The organism is Saccharopolyspora endophytica (genome assembly GCF_018070075.1).
Classification (GTDB): Bacteria; Actinomycetota; Actinomycetes; order Mycobacteriales; family Pseudonocardiaceae; genus Saccharopolyspora; species Saccharopolyspora endophytica.
The window spans coordinates 115,019-130,158 of record NZ_JAGPXE010000010.1; the positions used below are offsets into that span (position 1 = coordinate 115,019).

At 64.5% G+C, this 15,140-nt stretch carries 17 protein-coding genes and 1 pseudogene; 12 read left to right on the plus strand and 6 right to left on the minus strand.

Features of this window, described 5'->3' with window-relative positions; translation table 11 throughout:
- The first annotated feature begins 198 nt into the window (after window positions 1-198).
- The 11 genes from KBO27_RS22510 (at window position 199) to KBO27_RS22560 (ending at window position 7,794) form a co-directional block, all read left to right on the plus strand.
- Complete coding sequence (locus tag KBO27_RS22510; RefSeq protein ID WP_210971868.1) at window positions 199-1,545, plus strand: hypothetical protein; 1,347 nt, start codon at window positions 199-201, stop codon at window positions 1,543-1,545.
- Window positions 1,526-1,972, plus strand: a complete 447-nt coding sequence (locus KBO27_RS22515) for a roadblock/LC7 domain-containing protein (RefSeq protein ID WP_210971869.1) — start codon at window positions 1,526-1,528, stop codon at window positions 1,970-1,972. Before KBO27_RS22510 ends, KBO27_RS22515 begins: the two co-directional genes overlap by 20 nt.
- On the plus strand, window positions 1,972-2,328 hold the full coding sequence (locus KBO27_RS22520) for a DUF742 domain-containing protein (protein WP_210971870.1): 357 nt from the start codon (window positions 1,972-1,974) through the stop codon (window positions 2,326-2,328). Before KBO27_RS22515 ends, KBO27_RS22520 begins: the two co-directional genes overlap by 1 nt.
- On the plus strand, window positions 2,309-2,926 hold the full coding sequence (locus KBO27_RS22525) for a GTP-binding protein (protein WP_210971871.1): 618 nt from the start codon (window positions 2,309-2,311) through the stop codon (window positions 2,924-2,926). The genes KBO27_RS22520 and KBO27_RS22525 overlap by 20 nt, the downstream gene beginning before the upstream one ends.
- On the plus strand, window positions 2,923-3,540 hold the full coding sequence (locus KBO27_RS22530; protein ID WP_246537805.1) for a GAF domain-containing protein: 618 nt from the start codon (window positions 2,923-2,925) through the stop codon (window positions 3,538-3,540). The genes KBO27_RS22525 and KBO27_RS22530 overlap by 4 nt, the downstream gene beginning before the upstream one ends.
- Window positions 3,541-3,631: 91 nt before the next feature.
- Window positions 3,632-4,825, plus strand: coding sequence for an acyl-CoA dehydrogenase family protein (locus KBO27_RS22535; protein ID WP_246537841.1), 1,194 nt, complete (start codon window positions 3,632-3,634; stop codon window positions 4,823-4,825).
- A gap of 66 nt (window positions 4,826-4,891) precedes the next feature.
- Complete coding sequence (locus KBO27_RS22540) at window positions 4,892-5,755, plus strand: SAM-dependent methyltransferase (protein WP_210971873.1); 864 nt, start codon at window positions 4,892-4,894, stop codon at window positions 5,753-5,755.
- Window positions 5,756-6,016: 261 nt separating this feature from the next.
- Window positions 6,017-6,283 carry a hypothetical protein gene (locus KBO27_RS22545; RefSeq protein WP_210971874.1) on the plus strand — a complete coding sequence of 89 codons (267 nt, stop codon included), beginning with the start codon at window positions 6,017-6,019 and terminating at the stop codon, window positions 6,281-6,283.
- A 46-nt stretch (window positions 6,284-6,329) separates the two neighbouring features.
- Window positions 6,330-6,590, plus strand: a complete 261-nt coding sequence (locus KBO27_RS22550; protein ID WP_210971875.1) for a hypothetical protein — start codon at window positions 6,330-6,332, stop codon at window positions 6,588-6,590.
- On the plus strand, window positions 6,587-7,381 hold the full coding sequence (locus tag KBO27_RS34670; RefSeq protein ID WP_210971876.1) for a DddA-like double-stranded DNA deaminase toxin: 795 nt from the start codon (window positions 6,587-6,589) through the stop codon (window positions 7,379-7,381). Before KBO27_RS22550 ends, KBO27_RS34670 begins: the two co-directional genes overlap by 4 nt.
- On the plus strand, window positions 7,378-7,794 hold the full coding sequence (locus KBO27_RS22560; protein ID WP_210971877.1) for an Imm1 family immunity protein: 417 nt from the start codon (window positions 7,378-7,380) through the stop codon (window positions 7,792-7,794). The genes KBO27_RS34670 and KBO27_RS22560 overlap by 4 nt, the downstream gene beginning before the upstream one ends.
- A 785-nt stretch (window positions 7,795-8,579) precedes the next feature.
- Here KBO27_RS22560 and KBO27_RS22565 read toward each other — a convergent pair.
- Together KBO27_RS22565 and KBO27_RS22570 are read right to left on the minus strand one after the other, a co-directional pair.
- Window positions 8,580-8,969, minus strand: coding sequence for a hypothetical protein (locus KBO27_RS22565; RefSeq protein WP_210971878.1), 390 nt, complete (start codon window positions 8,967-8,969; stop codon window positions 8,580-8,582).
- Window positions 8,970-9,808: 839 nt separating this feature from the next.
- Window positions 9,809-10,148, minus strand: a pseudogene (locus KBO27_RS22570) (transposase); the annotation flags it as partial.
- 376 nt (window positions 10,149-10,524) lie between these two features.
- Between KBO27_RS22570 and KBO27_RS22575 the strand changes: the two are divergent.
- On the plus strand, window positions 10,525-11,037 hold the full coding sequence (locus KBO27_RS22575) for a helix-turn-helix domain-containing protein (protein ID WP_210971880.1): 513 nt from the start codon (window positions 10,525-10,527) through the stop codon (window positions 11,035-11,037).
- 433 nt (window positions 11,038-11,470) lie between these two features.
- Here the strand turns inward: KBO27_RS22575 and KBO27_RS22585 are convergent, their stop codons facing one another.
- The 4 genes from KBO27_RS22585 to KBO27_RS22600 form a co-directional block, all read right to left on the minus strand.
- Window positions 11,471-12,058 carry an NUDIX domain-containing protein gene (locus KBO27_RS22585; RefSeq protein ID WP_246537806.1) on the minus strand — a complete coding sequence of 196 codons (588 nt, stop codon included), beginning with the start codon at window positions 12,056-12,058 and terminating at the stop codon, window positions 11,471-11,473.
- A gap of 452 nt (window positions 12,059-12,510) precedes the next feature.
- A complete protein-coding gene (locus KBO27_RS22590; RefSeq protein WP_210971883.1) occupies window positions 12,511-13,323 on the minus strand; it encodes a class I SAM-dependent methyltransferase in 813 nt (270 codons plus the stop codon).
- Window positions 13,313-13,987, minus strand: a complete 675-nt coding sequence (locus KBO27_RS22595) for a class I SAM-dependent methyltransferase (RefSeq protein ID WP_210971884.1) — start codon at window positions 13,985-13,987, stop codon at window positions 13,313-13,315. Before KBO27_RS22595 ends, KBO27_RS22590 begins: the two co-directional genes overlap by 11 nt.
- 276 nt (window positions 13,988-14,263) lie before the next feature.
- The gene (locus KBO27_RS22600; protein WP_210971885.1) at window positions 14,264-15,139 is read right to left on the minus strand and encodes a MurR/RpiR family transcriptional regulator; all 876 of its coding nucleotides are present in this window, start codon (window positions 15,137-15,139) and stop codon (window positions 14,264-14,266) included.
- Window position 15,140: the final 1 nt, after the last annotated feature.

Below are 15,140 nucleotides of genomic sequence, written 5' to 3' on the forward strand. Positions count from 1 at the left end.
GACGGAATAATCTCTCCCCTTTTTCTCCCCCTGGATTTTGCGGCATCGCGCTTATAGGGCTGTACTCGGCACTCGATTCCAGCACACGAATGCGAATCGGGCTGAGCGCGTCACCGCTCACTTCATCCAACTGTCGCAGGGGGTTTCATGTCGCATGCGCCGCCAACGGGCTCACGACGCCCAGGCCCGCGCACACCGGTGATCGTGCTCGCGAGTGTCCTGGCGCTGCTGGGGATAGCCGTCGCTGCGTCGCTGATCACCGGTCACCCAGCGCCAGAGTGGGCCGTGGTTGTGGTCGCTGTCGCGATCGAGCTCTGTGCCTTCGCGGTCGGGCTAATGCATCGGTCGGAACCGGCTGAGGATGTCGCTGATCTGGAGAGGAATGAGCAGGCAGCACCGTCCGTCGGCGAACAGCTGCGACCAGATGCTCGGCCGGATGCGGATGTGGATCATCGCATGTTTCAGCCGCTGGCAGCCCGGATGCAGTCGCTGCTGCTTCGCGAGATTCAGGAGATCGATGCGTTGGAAAACCAGGTCGAAGATCCTGACCTGCTCAATGCACTGTTCCGCGTCGATCACCTGGTCGCGATGGTGATGCGACTGTCGGAAACCCTGGCCGCACTGGGAGCTCAGCCCGTGCAGCGCGGGATTCGCGAGGCCGTGCCCGTGCGTGGTCTGATTCGCGCGGCGATCGCTGAAGTATCGCGCTACACCCAGGTCGAGATCGCCAGGGTTGTGGACGTGCGCATCGTTCCGGCTGCGCACGGGGACCTGCGGCACGTGCTGGCCGAACTGATCGATAACGCGACCTGGGCCTCTGATCCGGACGGGGAACCGGTCCTGGTGCGGGCGGCGCCGGTCCCGGCTGGGCTGAAGGTCACGATCAGCGATCACGGTCTTCGCCCCAGCGATGAGCAGTACGCGCGGCACAACTCCGTGCTGCGTGGTGCGGTCAACGTGAGCGAGGTTCTCGCCGACGGGCGTTATGGCCTCGCGGTGGTGGGGCTCATCGCCGCGAACCGAGGTATTGACGTGTCGCTGGAGCCCAACAAGTTCGGCGGAACCGACGCCGTCATCGTGGTGCCCCCGCAATGGCTGGCCACCGACCAACCCACGGCCGCGGCACCAATCCTGCCCACGGAGGGATATCGGCCGGCACCACGTCACCTCTATGACGAGAGCGCGGCTGCGGCCCTGCCCAACCGTGCACCCCGCCCGCAGCTCGAACCCGCCGCGGCGTCCACGCTGCCGCGAGGGCTTCCTGCTGTCACGGAGCCGGCACCGCCGCATAGCCAGTCAGCCCCGGTGAATCACTCGAAGCCTGCCTTGCCTCAGCGCGTGCCCGGTCACAGCGGCTTCACCGAGCCCGTGCTTGCCGCTGCTGAATCGACCGTGCAACGCAATGCCTTTGATCCCGACGCGATCGGGCAGGTCCGCGACACGCTCACCGGCCGCCCGGCCTCGCCGGCTACCACGGCGCGGGCATCGGAGTTTGCGTATTTCTGGCCAGAACCACAGGGGAGTCGTGATGACGAACAACCGTGACCTCACCTTCTTTCTCGACGACCTGCGCAACCGGACCATGGGGGTGACTGCGGTCGTGCACGCCTCGACTGATGGGTTGCACAAGCACCACAGCGGCGTGGGAACTGATGCCGCCGAGCGGTTGGCGGCCTACGCCAGTTCACTGCGGGCCACGGCGATGGGGCCGCCCTGCGAGGCGGTCCCGGCGGTGGCCCAGGAAGGCGCGCCTTTGGACTTCCTGCACTCCGGAACCGCTCCGGTTGGCTTGGCACCGGGCACCCACACCATGCTGACCCAACCGGCGGCGGGTGCGTTGTTGCTGGCAGTGGCCGATGATCGGTGCACGGGCCCGGTTCTGGCGCAAGAACTGTCCATGCTGGGCAAGCGGATCGCCCAGTGGTGGGAAACCGCGCCTCGCACCCACGGTGCCACGTCACTGGCTGGCTGATGTTGCCCAGCGATGGTGAGTTCGCGCTGCGGATCCGCCCCTACCTGGTCACCGGTGGTCGCACCGCCGTGGATCCGCGGTTGCGGGTCGATTCCACGGTCAGGACCACCGGTCGTATCGCGCCCGAGGAGATCCGCGCCGATCACGCCGAGGCGTTGCAGCTGTGCGCCCAGCCCGCCTCGGTCGCTGAAATTGCCGCCCGTCTGGGGCAACCGGTGCCGATCGCCAAGGTCCTACTCAGCGATCTGCTCGCAGCTTCGGCCCTCACCGTGCGCAGCACACCTGCCGACACCCGTGCTGATGCTCCGGGCCTGGACATTCTGGAGGTGGTCCTCGATGGACTCCGCAAACTCTGAAGCGTTACCGGTGCCGGTGAAGCTGGTTGTCGCCGGCGGCTTCGGAGTGGGTAAGACCACCTTCATCGGTTCCTGCTCCGAGATCGCGCCACTACGCACCGAAGAGATCTTGACCACCGCCAGCGTCGGTACCGACGACCTCACCGGTATCCGCACCAAGACCACGACCACGGTCGCGGCAGACTTCGGACGGCTGACCTTTAACTACAGCCAGCAGAGCGTGGTGCTATATCTGTTCGGAACACCAGGCCAACGCCGCTTCTGGCCCTTGTGGACAGAGTTGACGCTGGGCTCGATCGGCGCTGTGGTGCTGGCCGATGTCCGCCGCTTGGACGACTGCTTCGAAGCGATCGAGTTCTTCGAAAAGCGCGGGATCGCGTTCGTGGTCGCGATCAACGTCTTCGCCGATGCCCACCCGTACGAACGCGACGAACTGCGTGGCGCGCTGGCACTCCGGCCGGGGGTACCGCTGGTGTTCTGCGACGCCCGTGACCGCCCATCCGTGGTCACGACGTTGATCCGGCTTGTCGAGCACGTCCACGCGGCCACCCGGCGTGGCCTGTTCCCCTCCATAAAGCTTCTGGGAGATCCGCGATGAGCAACAACCCCACCTCCGAACAGCCACTGATCGATCAGCGGCTGGGTGATCAGATCGATCCTCTGCGGAATGACCCTGACGCCGCGGCTAGGCAGCGTCGCCTGGCCGAGCTCGGCCTCGCACACGATCAGCCACAGCCACGGCTCGATGCCTTCGCCGCCGCACTCGCACGTGACGCCGCCGACCTGGTCGGCGGCTCCGTGCCGGATGCGATGGTCAACCTCTTCGTCGGCGACCACCAGTACTTCGCCGGAATGCACCTCACCGCTGCCCCCAACAGCGAAGCAGGAGCGGGGTTGCGGCAGCAGCACACCTCGCCGGACCGGATCATGGGCTTGGACACCGGGTGGTGCCCCCATGTCGTGGCCCGCGGATTGCCGCTGGTACTCGATGACGTGTTTTCGATGGTCCGCTTCGCCGCCAACCCCGCAGCGGCCAATCTCGACATCCGCTCCTACATCGGAGCCCCGTTGCTCGACCCCGACACGGGCGTCGCGCTGGGCACGGCGTGCGTGATTGCCCGCGACCCGCGGCCCTACGGCCGCGCCGGTCTGGAATTCATCAAGGACCGCGCAATCCAGGCGACCCGGCTGATCACCGGCAACGCCCCCTGACACCCGAGGAGCACGGGTGAGCGCGCGTACCCGTGCTCCTCGGGCCTGCCACGTTGACTGCCGTGAGCTGTGACCTTGCGAGGGAGTGCTGATGTTCACCAGACGAACCCATCACCGCGACGATCAGATCGACCGCGACTTCCTACTGCCCGGCCACCACGCCCTCGCAGTGGCCGTCGCCGAATTCGCCGACCTGCACATTCGCCCTCGAATTCCTGAACTGGAAACGGCAGGCAAGGTCAACGACGATTTGGTACGCGAGATCGCCCGGCTCGGCTGGATCGGCGCGACCATCCCCACCGACTATGGCGGACAGGGGCTGGACCACCGCGCCAAGGTGATCATCGTCGACCACCTCTCCCGGGTCTCCGGAGCGATGGGCGCCGCCACGCAGGCCAGCGATATCCCCGTAGCGATATTCCGGTGGATCGCCACGCCTGAACAACGACAGCAGTGGCTTCCCGCTCTCGCGGACGGACGGACACTCGCCACGATCGCGGTGACCGAACCCCACTCGGGCGGCTATGTCCTCGGAATGGACACCACCGCCACCCGAGACGACCAGGACTACCTCCTTAACGGGCGAAAATGCTTCGTCGGTAATTCCCACGTCGCTGACGTCCACGCGGTCGTGGCCCGCACTGGCGAGAACGAACTGAGCGTGTTCGCCGTCGACTCCCGCACCGACGGACTCACCCTGCACCCCCACGAACCCACCCTGGGCCTGCACGGATTCTCGTTCGGCGACCTCGACTTCGACAACGTGCGCGTACCAGCCTCCGCCCGACTCGGCGCACCAGGCGACGGCCTCGACGCCGCCTACCTCGCCAGCATCGTCCACGGCCGCCTCGACATCGCCGCCGTCGCCCTCGGCCTGCACCACACCCTGCTGGACGTCACCGTCGACTACGCCGGCCAACACTCCCGGCTGTCACGACACGAAACCGTCCAACAGCGCATCGGACAGATTCAGTCCAACTACATGACCGCCCGCCACCTCGTCTACTACGCGGCCTGGTTACTCGACCAGGGCGAGGACTGCGACGCCGAGCTGTTCAACGCCAAACACGTCGCCATCGAGCGCGGGCTGGACTCCGCGCGGCTCGCCCACGAAGTCTTCGGCGCCCGCGCGTTACGCGCGAGCGAACCCATCGAACGGCTCACCCGGGACCTCCAACACCTCTGGGCTCCGGCCGGCACCGCAGACGTCCAGCGATACCGGCTCTGGCAAACCGCTACCCACACGGCGAGGTCCTCTTGGTCTCGCCGCGCCACCACCCCATAACGCCCACGCCGACAGCGGGAGACAACAGTCGGCCGAACAACCAGACCACAGACAGGAAAGCCCACGATGCCCAGCGCACCAGGTCACATCGACTCCACCAGGGCCAGCATCGCCCGCGTCTACGACCGCTTCCTCGGCGGCAAGGACAACTTCACAGTCGACCGCGAGGTCTACGAGCAGATCGTGCAGATCGCACCCGAAGCCCCCGCCCTGGCGCGCGCCGGACGCCACTTCCTCACTCGCGCCATCACCTACCTCGCCACCGAAGCAGGCATCGACCAGTTCCTAGACCTGGGCTGCGGGCTCCCCACCGCCGACAACACCCACGAAGTCGCCACCCGCGCCAACCCGGACGCCGTCACGGTCTACGTCGACAACGACCCCACAGTCGCCGCACACGGACGTGCCCTCCTGGCCAGCGACCCACACACCTACTTCACCGTCGCTGATCTCCGCGATCCCAGCGCGGTGCTCAACCACCACACGGTCGCAGGGGCGCTGGATTTCCAGCGACCGCTCGCATTGATTCAAGCGGGCACCCTGCACCACCTCGAAGACCACGACCAGCCAGCGCAGATCATGCGGACCTACACCGCGGCGCTGCCACCAGGGTCGTACGTCGTGCTCACCAGCTTCCACAACCCTGCAGGCGATTCGGCGTCGGCAGTCCTGGCCGACGAGATCGAACGCCGGTTCCGACACAGCTCCATGGGAACCAGCCGATTCCGCACCCTCGACGAGATCCAAAGCTTCCTGCCCGGACTGGAACTGCTGCCTTCCAGTCCAGCGCCAGATGCGCCTGCCATCGTGCCGGTTGAGGACTGGTGGCCAACCGGCCCTCGCCTCCGGACACCCCGACCGATCGACAAGCTGTTTGTCGCCGCGCTCGCCTACAAACCGGGTTCACCAGCCCAACCACCGCTTCCATAGACAGACGCCCATCAAGACGTGTTCCAGGCACCACTCCGCCCATCAGTGTCTGGAACACCCCTGGGCCGGGGCTCGGTCTCAGACCCTTGGCCCCGGCCCAGGACCCACACCGTCCGAATGCAGCGCCCGATCGTTGCAATCACTGCCGGAGGCCCCGCAGTGGAGCTGCTACCTGCTGGCGACCCCGGAGCTGCTTTGGCGGGTAATCGCGGATCTCATGCGAATTTGATCCTGTCCACACCAAGATGAAAGTGCTACTTCGTGAACCTTGAACAGCTCAAGGCTGAACTCAATTCAATACCTAGCCAGATGCTGCAGGAAATTGTTGGCCCGGCGGCACAGCTTGAGGACGTGTTCGAGCGGCTATATATCCAACTCTCGACCTTGACACAGGGCACTTACGACGCGGCAGGCGACATCAACGAAGCGCTGCGCCAGTTGAGCGAGGGGAAGGCACAGGCTGCGGACCTCTGCGGTTACGAGAGTCGGGTGTCCGAAGCGATCGAGGCATACACGTCGACCCTGTGATCGCTTCCCCTTCGAGACGTCGAAACGAACGGATTGGTGATTGAGCATGTCTGGCATTGAAGAAATCCGAGCCGGTATTTCGCTCGCGAATGAACAGGGACGGGAGGCGATTGCCGCTATACAGCAAGCGGTCACGAAATTGGAAGAGGCGCAGGGCACGTTAGCGCGGATCACAGAGGGTACGACGCAGGACGAGGTCGTGGCCGCCTCTGGCGGCCTCGCCGAAGCGATCCAATCGCTGGGCGGTGCTCAGGGCACCGTGAACGTGAGTCTTGAGGCGACCGAGGGTTACGCTTCGCGGCTGTGAGCGCGCTCGAAGAGCTGCTGTCGGCACTGCGCCAGGCGGTGAGACAGGCGCAGTCGGCACGGGTCGACGTGTCGGCAGCGCTGGACCGGTGGGACGAGCGCCGATCAACGCTGGAGTGGTGGCTCACGGGCACGGCGGACCCGGATGCGCAGGCGGTTCTAGGTCACCACGAGGTGACCGCCGAGGAGATGCGTTCGGCGCTCCTGCGAGTAGTCGCGGCTGTGGAGATCATCGAGAGCTACATTCGCGATCTAGAAGGGGCGTCCTCCGGCTCCGTTCCTGGCGGCGCCACGTCGCATGGTGGGAACTCCGGTGGCGGGGCAAACGATGGCGGGTCACCACCGACCGTGCAAGCGCCGGATGGTTCGTACTATCCGGACGCAGCGGCGGGCGTGGTCGACGCACTCCCGCCGCGTGTCCGCAGCGGTACCGGAGCGGACCGCACGGTGGGATTCATGGGCGGCGCCGTCGGCCAGCCGATCACGTCAGGCTTCGACCAGACGTGGTCAGTCGAGGTCCAGCGCAACGCTGTCGCACGCGGCATCGCGCCGCGTACAGCGCGCTTCCTGTCCAGCCACGTGGAACTCAAGGCCGCAGAGAAGATGATCCGCGAAGGACGCCAGCACAGCGAGCTCGTGATCAACAACATCCCGTGCGAGCTGCAACCAGGGAAGGGCATCGGCTGCGAACAGGCCATCGAGAGGTACCTTCCACCAGGTAGCAGCCTCACCGTGCACGGCACAACCCAAGACGGAAACCCGTTCACCAGGACCTACAAGGGGAAGGCATGACCCAAGCACCGAAGTTGCTGGACCTGGTCCAAATCGAGATCACGCCGGATTTCGAAGTCGAGGCGCTCATCAACGGCATCGGGGAGGCCGACAAACAACGCCAACGCGAAGACGCGGGGCTTGTCTGGTTTCTCCAGAAAGATCCCGGCGAGTGGACCGAATGCCTCTGGGTGGGTGTGCGCGGCGAGCGCGGGGCGGTCACCTGGTGGTCGGCTGGAGCAGACCAGGCCGGCTACGTCCCGGCCGACGGGCTGAACACTGAGCACGTGGAATACTACTTCGCGGGCGGGCACGTTTGCCCAATGGACCCCGGCGCCGAGCTCCCGATTAGTCGCGTCTACGACCTGGTCCGGGAGTATGTGCAGACCGGCGAGCGACCTGCCGGCGTCGAGTGGGTTGAGCTTCTCACCTGATCAGGCAGATCTGAGGCCGCCCAAGCTCGATCGGCTTCCTCCCTGCGTCAGGTTGATCGACTATCACGCGCTCTCAAAGGTTGGTGCTACGGCCTCGATACAAATACTGCCTTGACACCGCCGAGGACCTGCTGGCAATCCTCGCCTCGTCACGGATCTGGATCCGGCACTGGAGGACCCTGTGTTGGCTGCGTCCAACACCGACGCGATGCCCCCAACCACGCAACGGCGAGTGGCGTGGGCTCCACTCGCCTAGCCGGCCTTGCTGACTTCCGGCAAGCCGGGTTGCGGTTCGGCAGCCAAAAATGTGCCTCTGACACCCCCTCAGAAGCAGAAGTGGTACCCAGGTCCGTCGCCCAGCAGCGCGCACCAAACTCAGGAGTGAGACCGCGCTCTCAGCAACGGATTCTGCACTGAGCAGGGCCTGTTCTGCCCGCTGCCGATGGCACCTGATCAAACACGTCGGCCCCGAACGCTGCGACCACATCTGCACCCAATGCCACCGCGACCGCAACGGCTTCTGGCCCCGGCGACAAACGCAACCGCTGACTACGACCCCAACAGATCCAGCCCAAAACCCAGACACACCAGGCCGAACGCTGTCCACTTCCATGGGTTGTGCTCGCCCCAGCCTGAGAAGCCAAGCAATTCCGGTAGCGAGTCGGTGGTCGCACTGTGCTGCGTCACGAACAGTGTCGCAGCCGGGTGCGTTTCGGGTCGACCTTGGCCACGGACTGACGTCCGTCGGCCGCCGTGAAGATTAGGTAGCTGTTCTGCGTCCACTTTCAGCGCGAACGCGCGAACGGACATGTCAGCGTCATGCACGTCGCGGTAACCCACTGGCCTGCGTCATGCGTTCTGAACTCCACGGTCGTGTTTGCGATCGGCAAGATATCAACTCTGGCCAAGGTGGTCTCGTGCTCACGGTCGATCACCAGGCCGAAGGTCATGGCACTGGCGACGAACACGCCACGGATGGGGCTGCGTGTACTTGCCTCCACTACGGGTTCGGCCTCGGCGTTGAACTCCACGAACGGCTTACGCTCACCGGTGACGGAACCGCAGGCGCAGGAAACGGGAACGGCATCGCCCTGAGCTGGGACTAGTAAGAAGCTGGACTGACCGGAGGGGATTGGCGGCCAGCCCAGCTCGTGCGAGTCGTCGACCGCCCACATCTGGGGGTTCCGTGGGAATCAGCCAACGTGGACGTCACTCGCCGGTGCAGCAACATATGCGAACGGCCCCCTGTCTTGCTACCAGGCACAGCACCCCGAATTGCCGTCCACCCAATCCGGTTACAGGCTCGCGATGTCGAACCCCTCTTTCGAATCTGAGCGCGATCGCTCGCCGATCGGCTACTGGCTCGGCCCCGCCCCAATTCGCGGGTTGACGTTGTGCAATTGAGTGTCGGCTATGAACCGGCGCTACTACGATCCCGCGCATGTGGCGGACCGAGGTGAATATCGGCTCCCGGACGTGTGCGATCTCCACGGCGCGGGTCGGCCGGGACTCGGCCATCGGCGAGGACGTGTTTGAAACGAGGATCATCGAGCCGGGTGAGATGGCAAGTAAGTCGGTTCGGCACGGCGGTGCCCTGGAGCAAGCACGTCGCGTGCATGACTTGTTCGTTGCTGACTACTCTTGGCGCTCCGGTGCGGTGGTCGTGGAGTGCCTATCGCGTCCCTGGAGGTTCTAATCGGCCCGGGGCGGATTCGGTGAGTCCTCGGGCGGGATGTACCCGAGCCGGGAGTACAGCTCGTGAAGTAGCTGGTGCAACGCCTGTTCGGCGGCGCCGACCGCAGTCGCATCGCCCGCCTTGAGGGAGCACCGCCGAGCGTAGTAGACGGTCTCGATGGCCTCGTGGAGGTCTGCGAGTTGCCTGGGACCTCCTTCTGGCGGCCCTGGACCGGGTGCGTTCATCCGTACCAACTCCCTGACGCCCCTCTCCGGATGGCCGCATGGTAGCTGCCAATGACCGGAGCGTCGGGTTTCGGCGTAAGTGGCCTTCCGGTGGTTAGTTGGTGGTGCTGGGAGCGATGCGGCCTTCGAACGTGGCGGCGAAGGCATTGAGAGATCGTTTCCCGCGTACGGTCCATTTTGCGCAACCCTTGCCGGTGGCGTCGAGCGCTCGGGTGGTCAGGTAGAGACACTTGATCGCGGCTTGGCCGTGGGCTCGCACCGCCCGGCGGTAGCGGGCGCTGAGGCTTTCGATGGCGTTGGTCGAACAGAGCACCTGCCTGATCTCGGCGTCGTAGTCCAAACACGGCGCGACGCCCCATGCCTGAGTGGAGTCCTCGAACCGCGCTACCGAGGCGGCCTCGGTCGGGGTGGGTGTGGACCGGCCGCAGGTCACGGCCAAATTTCTTTCAATCCTGTCGGGCGGCATGGTTCGCTGCCCGCGAGCACACCGATCCTGCGATGAGGGCCTGTCCGGAAACGATCTACCAGTTGCTTTACGCCGGCCTGCTCGGGCGCAGGACCGGCAAGCTGCGCATCGGGAGGGTCTGCTGGAAACGTCAACAACGCGGCGTCGCCGGCCCGTACAAGATCGAGAATCTGAGACTGATCCACCAGCCCCCGCTATCATCAATCTCAGTAAGGCGCCTGGCGGGGTCGCCGCCGTGGCGTGATCGGTGAAGGTGGCAGAGGGCCTGTCTGATGGAGTGGGACGTGGGGCTTCTGGTAGGAGAACTCCGACCAAAGATGATCTTCGCCAGGTAAGGCCCCCACGTGATCACCTATCGTGCCATCCTCGATGTTCCTCGTGATCTCGCCCTGTATCTCGCCAGACTGCTGGCCACCCATCGCCGCGAGCTGGGCACCCGGACAGGCCGCCGGGCACTGAGCCCGTTCGGTCAGGCAGTGCTGGGATTGCGTTGGTTCCGGGACAACACCGCTATCGCCAGACTCGCACGTGATCACGGGATCTCCCGCGCGACCGCCTACCGTTACCTCGACGAGGTCACCGACGTACTCGCCGACCAGCACCCTGACCTGCACGAATCTCGCCGGCAGGCCAAAGACGACGGCTGGGCGTTGGTGATCTGCAACGGCAAGATCTTCTCCTCAGGCCGGGTAAGCGGGAAGACCATCAGCGTCAAACGAACCGTGATCGACCGGTGGTGTCGCAGCGCGTGTGACCGTCGGCCCACGTCATGCCGAGCGGAGTGGGGGGCGAACGGAGGTTCCACGCGCCGTATGCCACGGCCTCGCGCGGGGAGTGCGCTCGTTGGCCAGGGGTAAGATTGTGCTGTTCGAATTGTCCGGTTCGAATGAGTTCGGGGTCATGCATGGCTGACCATGAGGCACGTGGTTTGCCCGAGGGGAGGAGCCATGGCTACGAAGCAGCGGAAGCCAGCGGGCGCAGGGCGGACGTCTTCCCGTGTTGAGGCGACGACGGTGGAGCTGCCCGGTGTAACGGCCGAGTTCCATCGTCCTGATCACTACGTCCCCACACGGGATGATCTTGCTGGCGCCGCCGATAGTGTTCGGGGTTATCTCCCATCCCGCACGATGATGGTCTACTACGGTGGCCTGGGAGCGTTGGCTGCGCTGTCAGTGATCGAGTGGCCGGTGGCGGCGGCGATCGGAGTCGGTGCCGCGGTCGCGCAGCGTTCCGGCAACTCGGAGTAACCCGTCCCAAGTGAATGCGCCGCCGTGTGTGTCGTGGCGGTGTTCAGATCAGGTGCACCTGCTCGGGGCGTTTCATCGCCTGTGACAGGCGTAGTTGCATGCTCGGGTGGATCGGGAGCGTGTCGAGAGCACCGGGTTCCACCCACTCGGCATTGATCGTTTCTTCGTGGTCCGGGCGCGGATCACCTCGCAGCGGTGTGGCGTGGAAGCACATGGCGAACTGCTGGCGGACCTCGCCATTGGAGTACGCCATGACGTGTCCCGGGTCGGTGTAGATGCCTGCGAGCCCGGTCACGGTGATGAGGATGCCGGCTTCCTCGTTCACCTCGCGTACGACGGTGTCCAGTGCCGATTCCCCGAAGTTGACCTTCCCGCCCGGTAGCTCCCAGTTGCGGGTGTCGATGCGTTGCACCAGCAACACCCGGCCTTGAGCGTTTCGTACGACCGCGAACGAAGTGGGAGCGAGCGAGTTGGCCAGGGGAGCATGGGGATCGTGGTAGTACTCCGAGAGCCGTGGCACACCGACAGGGTAGGCATCCTGGCACGCGCCACGCTCACTGAGAGGTCTTGTGCCCACGTGCGTGACTGCGGGAAGACCATAGCAACGCACCTCTGGGCCGGAGGCGCTCATGCACCCTGGGAGGCGTTGGTGCTCGTTCCAGGAGTGCCTGAGGAGAATCTGTCGGTGGCTGGGCTCCGGCGCGGTCACCAGTGTGCATGACAGCCTGATCTTGTTGGGGATGATCAACGATGGGCAAAAGTGACGCGAACTACCAACTGGTCTAGCTTCCCGGACTTAGCAACCAACGGCGGGAAGGCAGGACAACGTCGGCAGCGCGCGGCGTGCTGCGGCACTGGCATCGCCCTTTCGCTGGTTGCGTGCGAGGAGGGCCGGGCATCCCGACCCTCCTCGCACGCTTCTCCAAGATCGCCACTGCCACCTGTTACTTCCGGCCGAGGTCTAGGCAAAGACTCACAGTTCGGTATCGGTGGCTTCGGAGTTGGTGTCGATTCTCGTGTGTGTTAGACGTCGGCTCATTGCTCCTTGGTGCAGAATTCGGCGACATGAACACTGCGGATTTGCTACTGCTTGATGGCAGTTGCGTAGTTGACTCCGAGCTCTAGCGTGTCGATTCCTTGTTGTTTGATGAACTCGATGTTGGCTGCGTGGACGCGTGCGAGCGCGGGGCCGTCGAGGTCCATGGTGAGGCGTTTGATGCCGGTTCCCATGACGATCCGCCACCAGTCATCCGGGTGCCGGAGTCGCAGTGGGGCGACTTCGTGCTCCACCCGGACACCTGGTATCCCTGCCTCGGTCAGCATTTGGTGCAGCCGTTCGGGGTCCGCGGTGTTTTCCCATGGGACGTCCGTTTCGAGACTGGGATTCTCGCGGAGGGCCGCGGTGATGAAGGCTTCGTACATGGGGGAGAAGAACTTCCGGCCGAGTGTGGTGATCGCGAGTCGGCCGCCTGGTTTGAGGGCGGACCACATGAGGCTCGCGGTGTGCCCGACGTCTTCGGCGAAGAAGATTCCGAATACGCACGTGGCCGCGTCTTTCGAGTATTCGGCGCAGAGTGGGTCGTCCATGCTCTGCTGATGAAACTCGATGTTGGTCAGATCAGCCTCTGCGGCGTGTGCGCGAGCAAGGGAGAGCATCTCTTCGGAGATGTCGAGACCGACGACGTGTCCTGTCGGTCCGACCTGCTCGGCGGCTGCCAGGGCCACCGGGCCCGGGCCGCAGGCGACATCGAGGACGTGATCGCCGGCAGTCAATGCGACCTTGTCGACCGTCCGGTCGGCGCTGAAGCGCCAGAAATCCACCGAGGTGCGGTCGTAGTCGCGGGCCGCCGAGTCGTAGGTGCGTTGCGGGTTGTAGTTCCGGAGGCTAGAACTCATTGCGCTTCTCCAGTTCGTACCAAACAAATCCGCGGCCGGCTTCCTGGCCCACAGGCGTGGCCTTGCCGGTGAACCCAAGTGGGCTGATTCGGTCGAGCAATTCCTCGGGTTCCCAGTACTTCTTGACGATGTCGAACCTGCGTCCATCCTTGAGTCGTCGCCGGGCAATTGGCAACGAGGAGTCGTCCACGACCTCTTCTTCGATAAACTTCTCGGCGGGTGCGACATCCATGATCACGACCGTGCCCGTCGGCAGCAGAGCTGCTGAGACGGTTCTCCAGAACTGTTCGAAGCGTGCGTCGGGGACATGCGCGAGCCAGTTCGCGAAAAAGATCCCGTCCCACTGGGTGGGTGGATTCCAGTTAAACAGATCCGCCTGCGCCGTGCTGACGTTGGGCAGCTGTCGCCCGTCGACGATGTCGAGCATTTCCTGCGATCCGTCGAGTGCGGTCACATGGTGGGCAACCCGGCTGATCCGCTCGGTCCAGTACCCACTCCCGCACGCCATTTCGAGGATGTCCCCGGTGAGTGGGGAGGAGTTGACCAGTTCCTCGAACTTCTTCTCCGCTGGAAGCAGGTAGTTATTGATCCATGCGTCGTAATCACGCGCCCGCTCACGGTAGTACTGCTGTTGCTGAGACAGCATTTCATCTAAATCGTCCACGAAATTACACCTCGCGGGTTGATGATGAGTTCATCCAGCGTCGACGGCCCGCGGAACCAGCATCAGCATGAACATGACTGCGTCTTTGCAGTAGAGCTGAACGCAATGATCCAATCGGATCGCGGGTACTGGATCCGCCCCCGGGCTGACCGCGACTTGGTCGACTCTAGCCGCACGAGAAAGAGTTCATCAATGCTCTCGTTGAGTGACATTAACCGTGTGTTCACCATTTGAAAAATCGCCGTTTGCGTCATCTGCTCAGCGCTGGTAGCGCGTTCAGATGCGGTGTTCGGTGATGATGTCGGCGCTTCGCTGTTGGACGTGTGCTGCGCGTTCGGGATTGGTGAGGGTGTAGGCGACGTGGAGTGCGTCGAGCACAGTGGTGTGCAGCAAACGGCTGGTTGTGGCTTCGATGCGGAAGTTGGTTTCGCGTGAGCCGGCCACAAGGGCGAGGTCGGCGAGTTTGGTCAAGGGAGAGCGGTAGAAGCTGGTGATCGCGATGACGCTGGCGCCGGCGTTCTTCGCTGCGGTGGTGGTGGCCAGTGTTTCCTGTGTTTGGCCGGTGTGGCTGATGGTCAGGCACACGTCGCCGGCATCGAGCAGGCCGGCGGTGACGTGCTGGACATGGGTGTCGGTGGGGGCTTCGGTGTGCATGCCGATGGTGCGGAACCGGTAGGCGGCGTCCTGGGCCAGCGGTGAGGAGGTGCCGACCGCGGCGAAGAGCACTCGGCGCGCGGTGCTGAGGCGCTCGACGGCGTGGGTGAAAGCGTCGCTGTCGAGTGTGCTGGCCGCTTCGGTGATGGCTCGGGCGGTGCTGTGGATGACCTTGTTGAGCACGACCGGTGGAGTGTCGTTGCCGGTGACATCGTCGTAGATGCCTTGGGCCGGTGGTGCGGATTCGCTGGCGAGGCGGATTTTGAGGTCCTGGAAGCCGCGCAGCCCGATGTCTTGGCAGAACCGCACGACAGTGGCGACCGAGGTGTTGGTGTGGTCGGCGAGATCGGTGACGGTGAGGTGGACGATGCCGTGGGGGTTGTCCAGAACGGCCTCGGCGATGCGTCGTCCGCTGGGGGTGAGGTCAGGCAGTTGTGCCCGGATGTGGGTGGTCACCGCTCCGCGGGTGGGAGCGGTGTCGTGGGCAAGGCTGGTCATG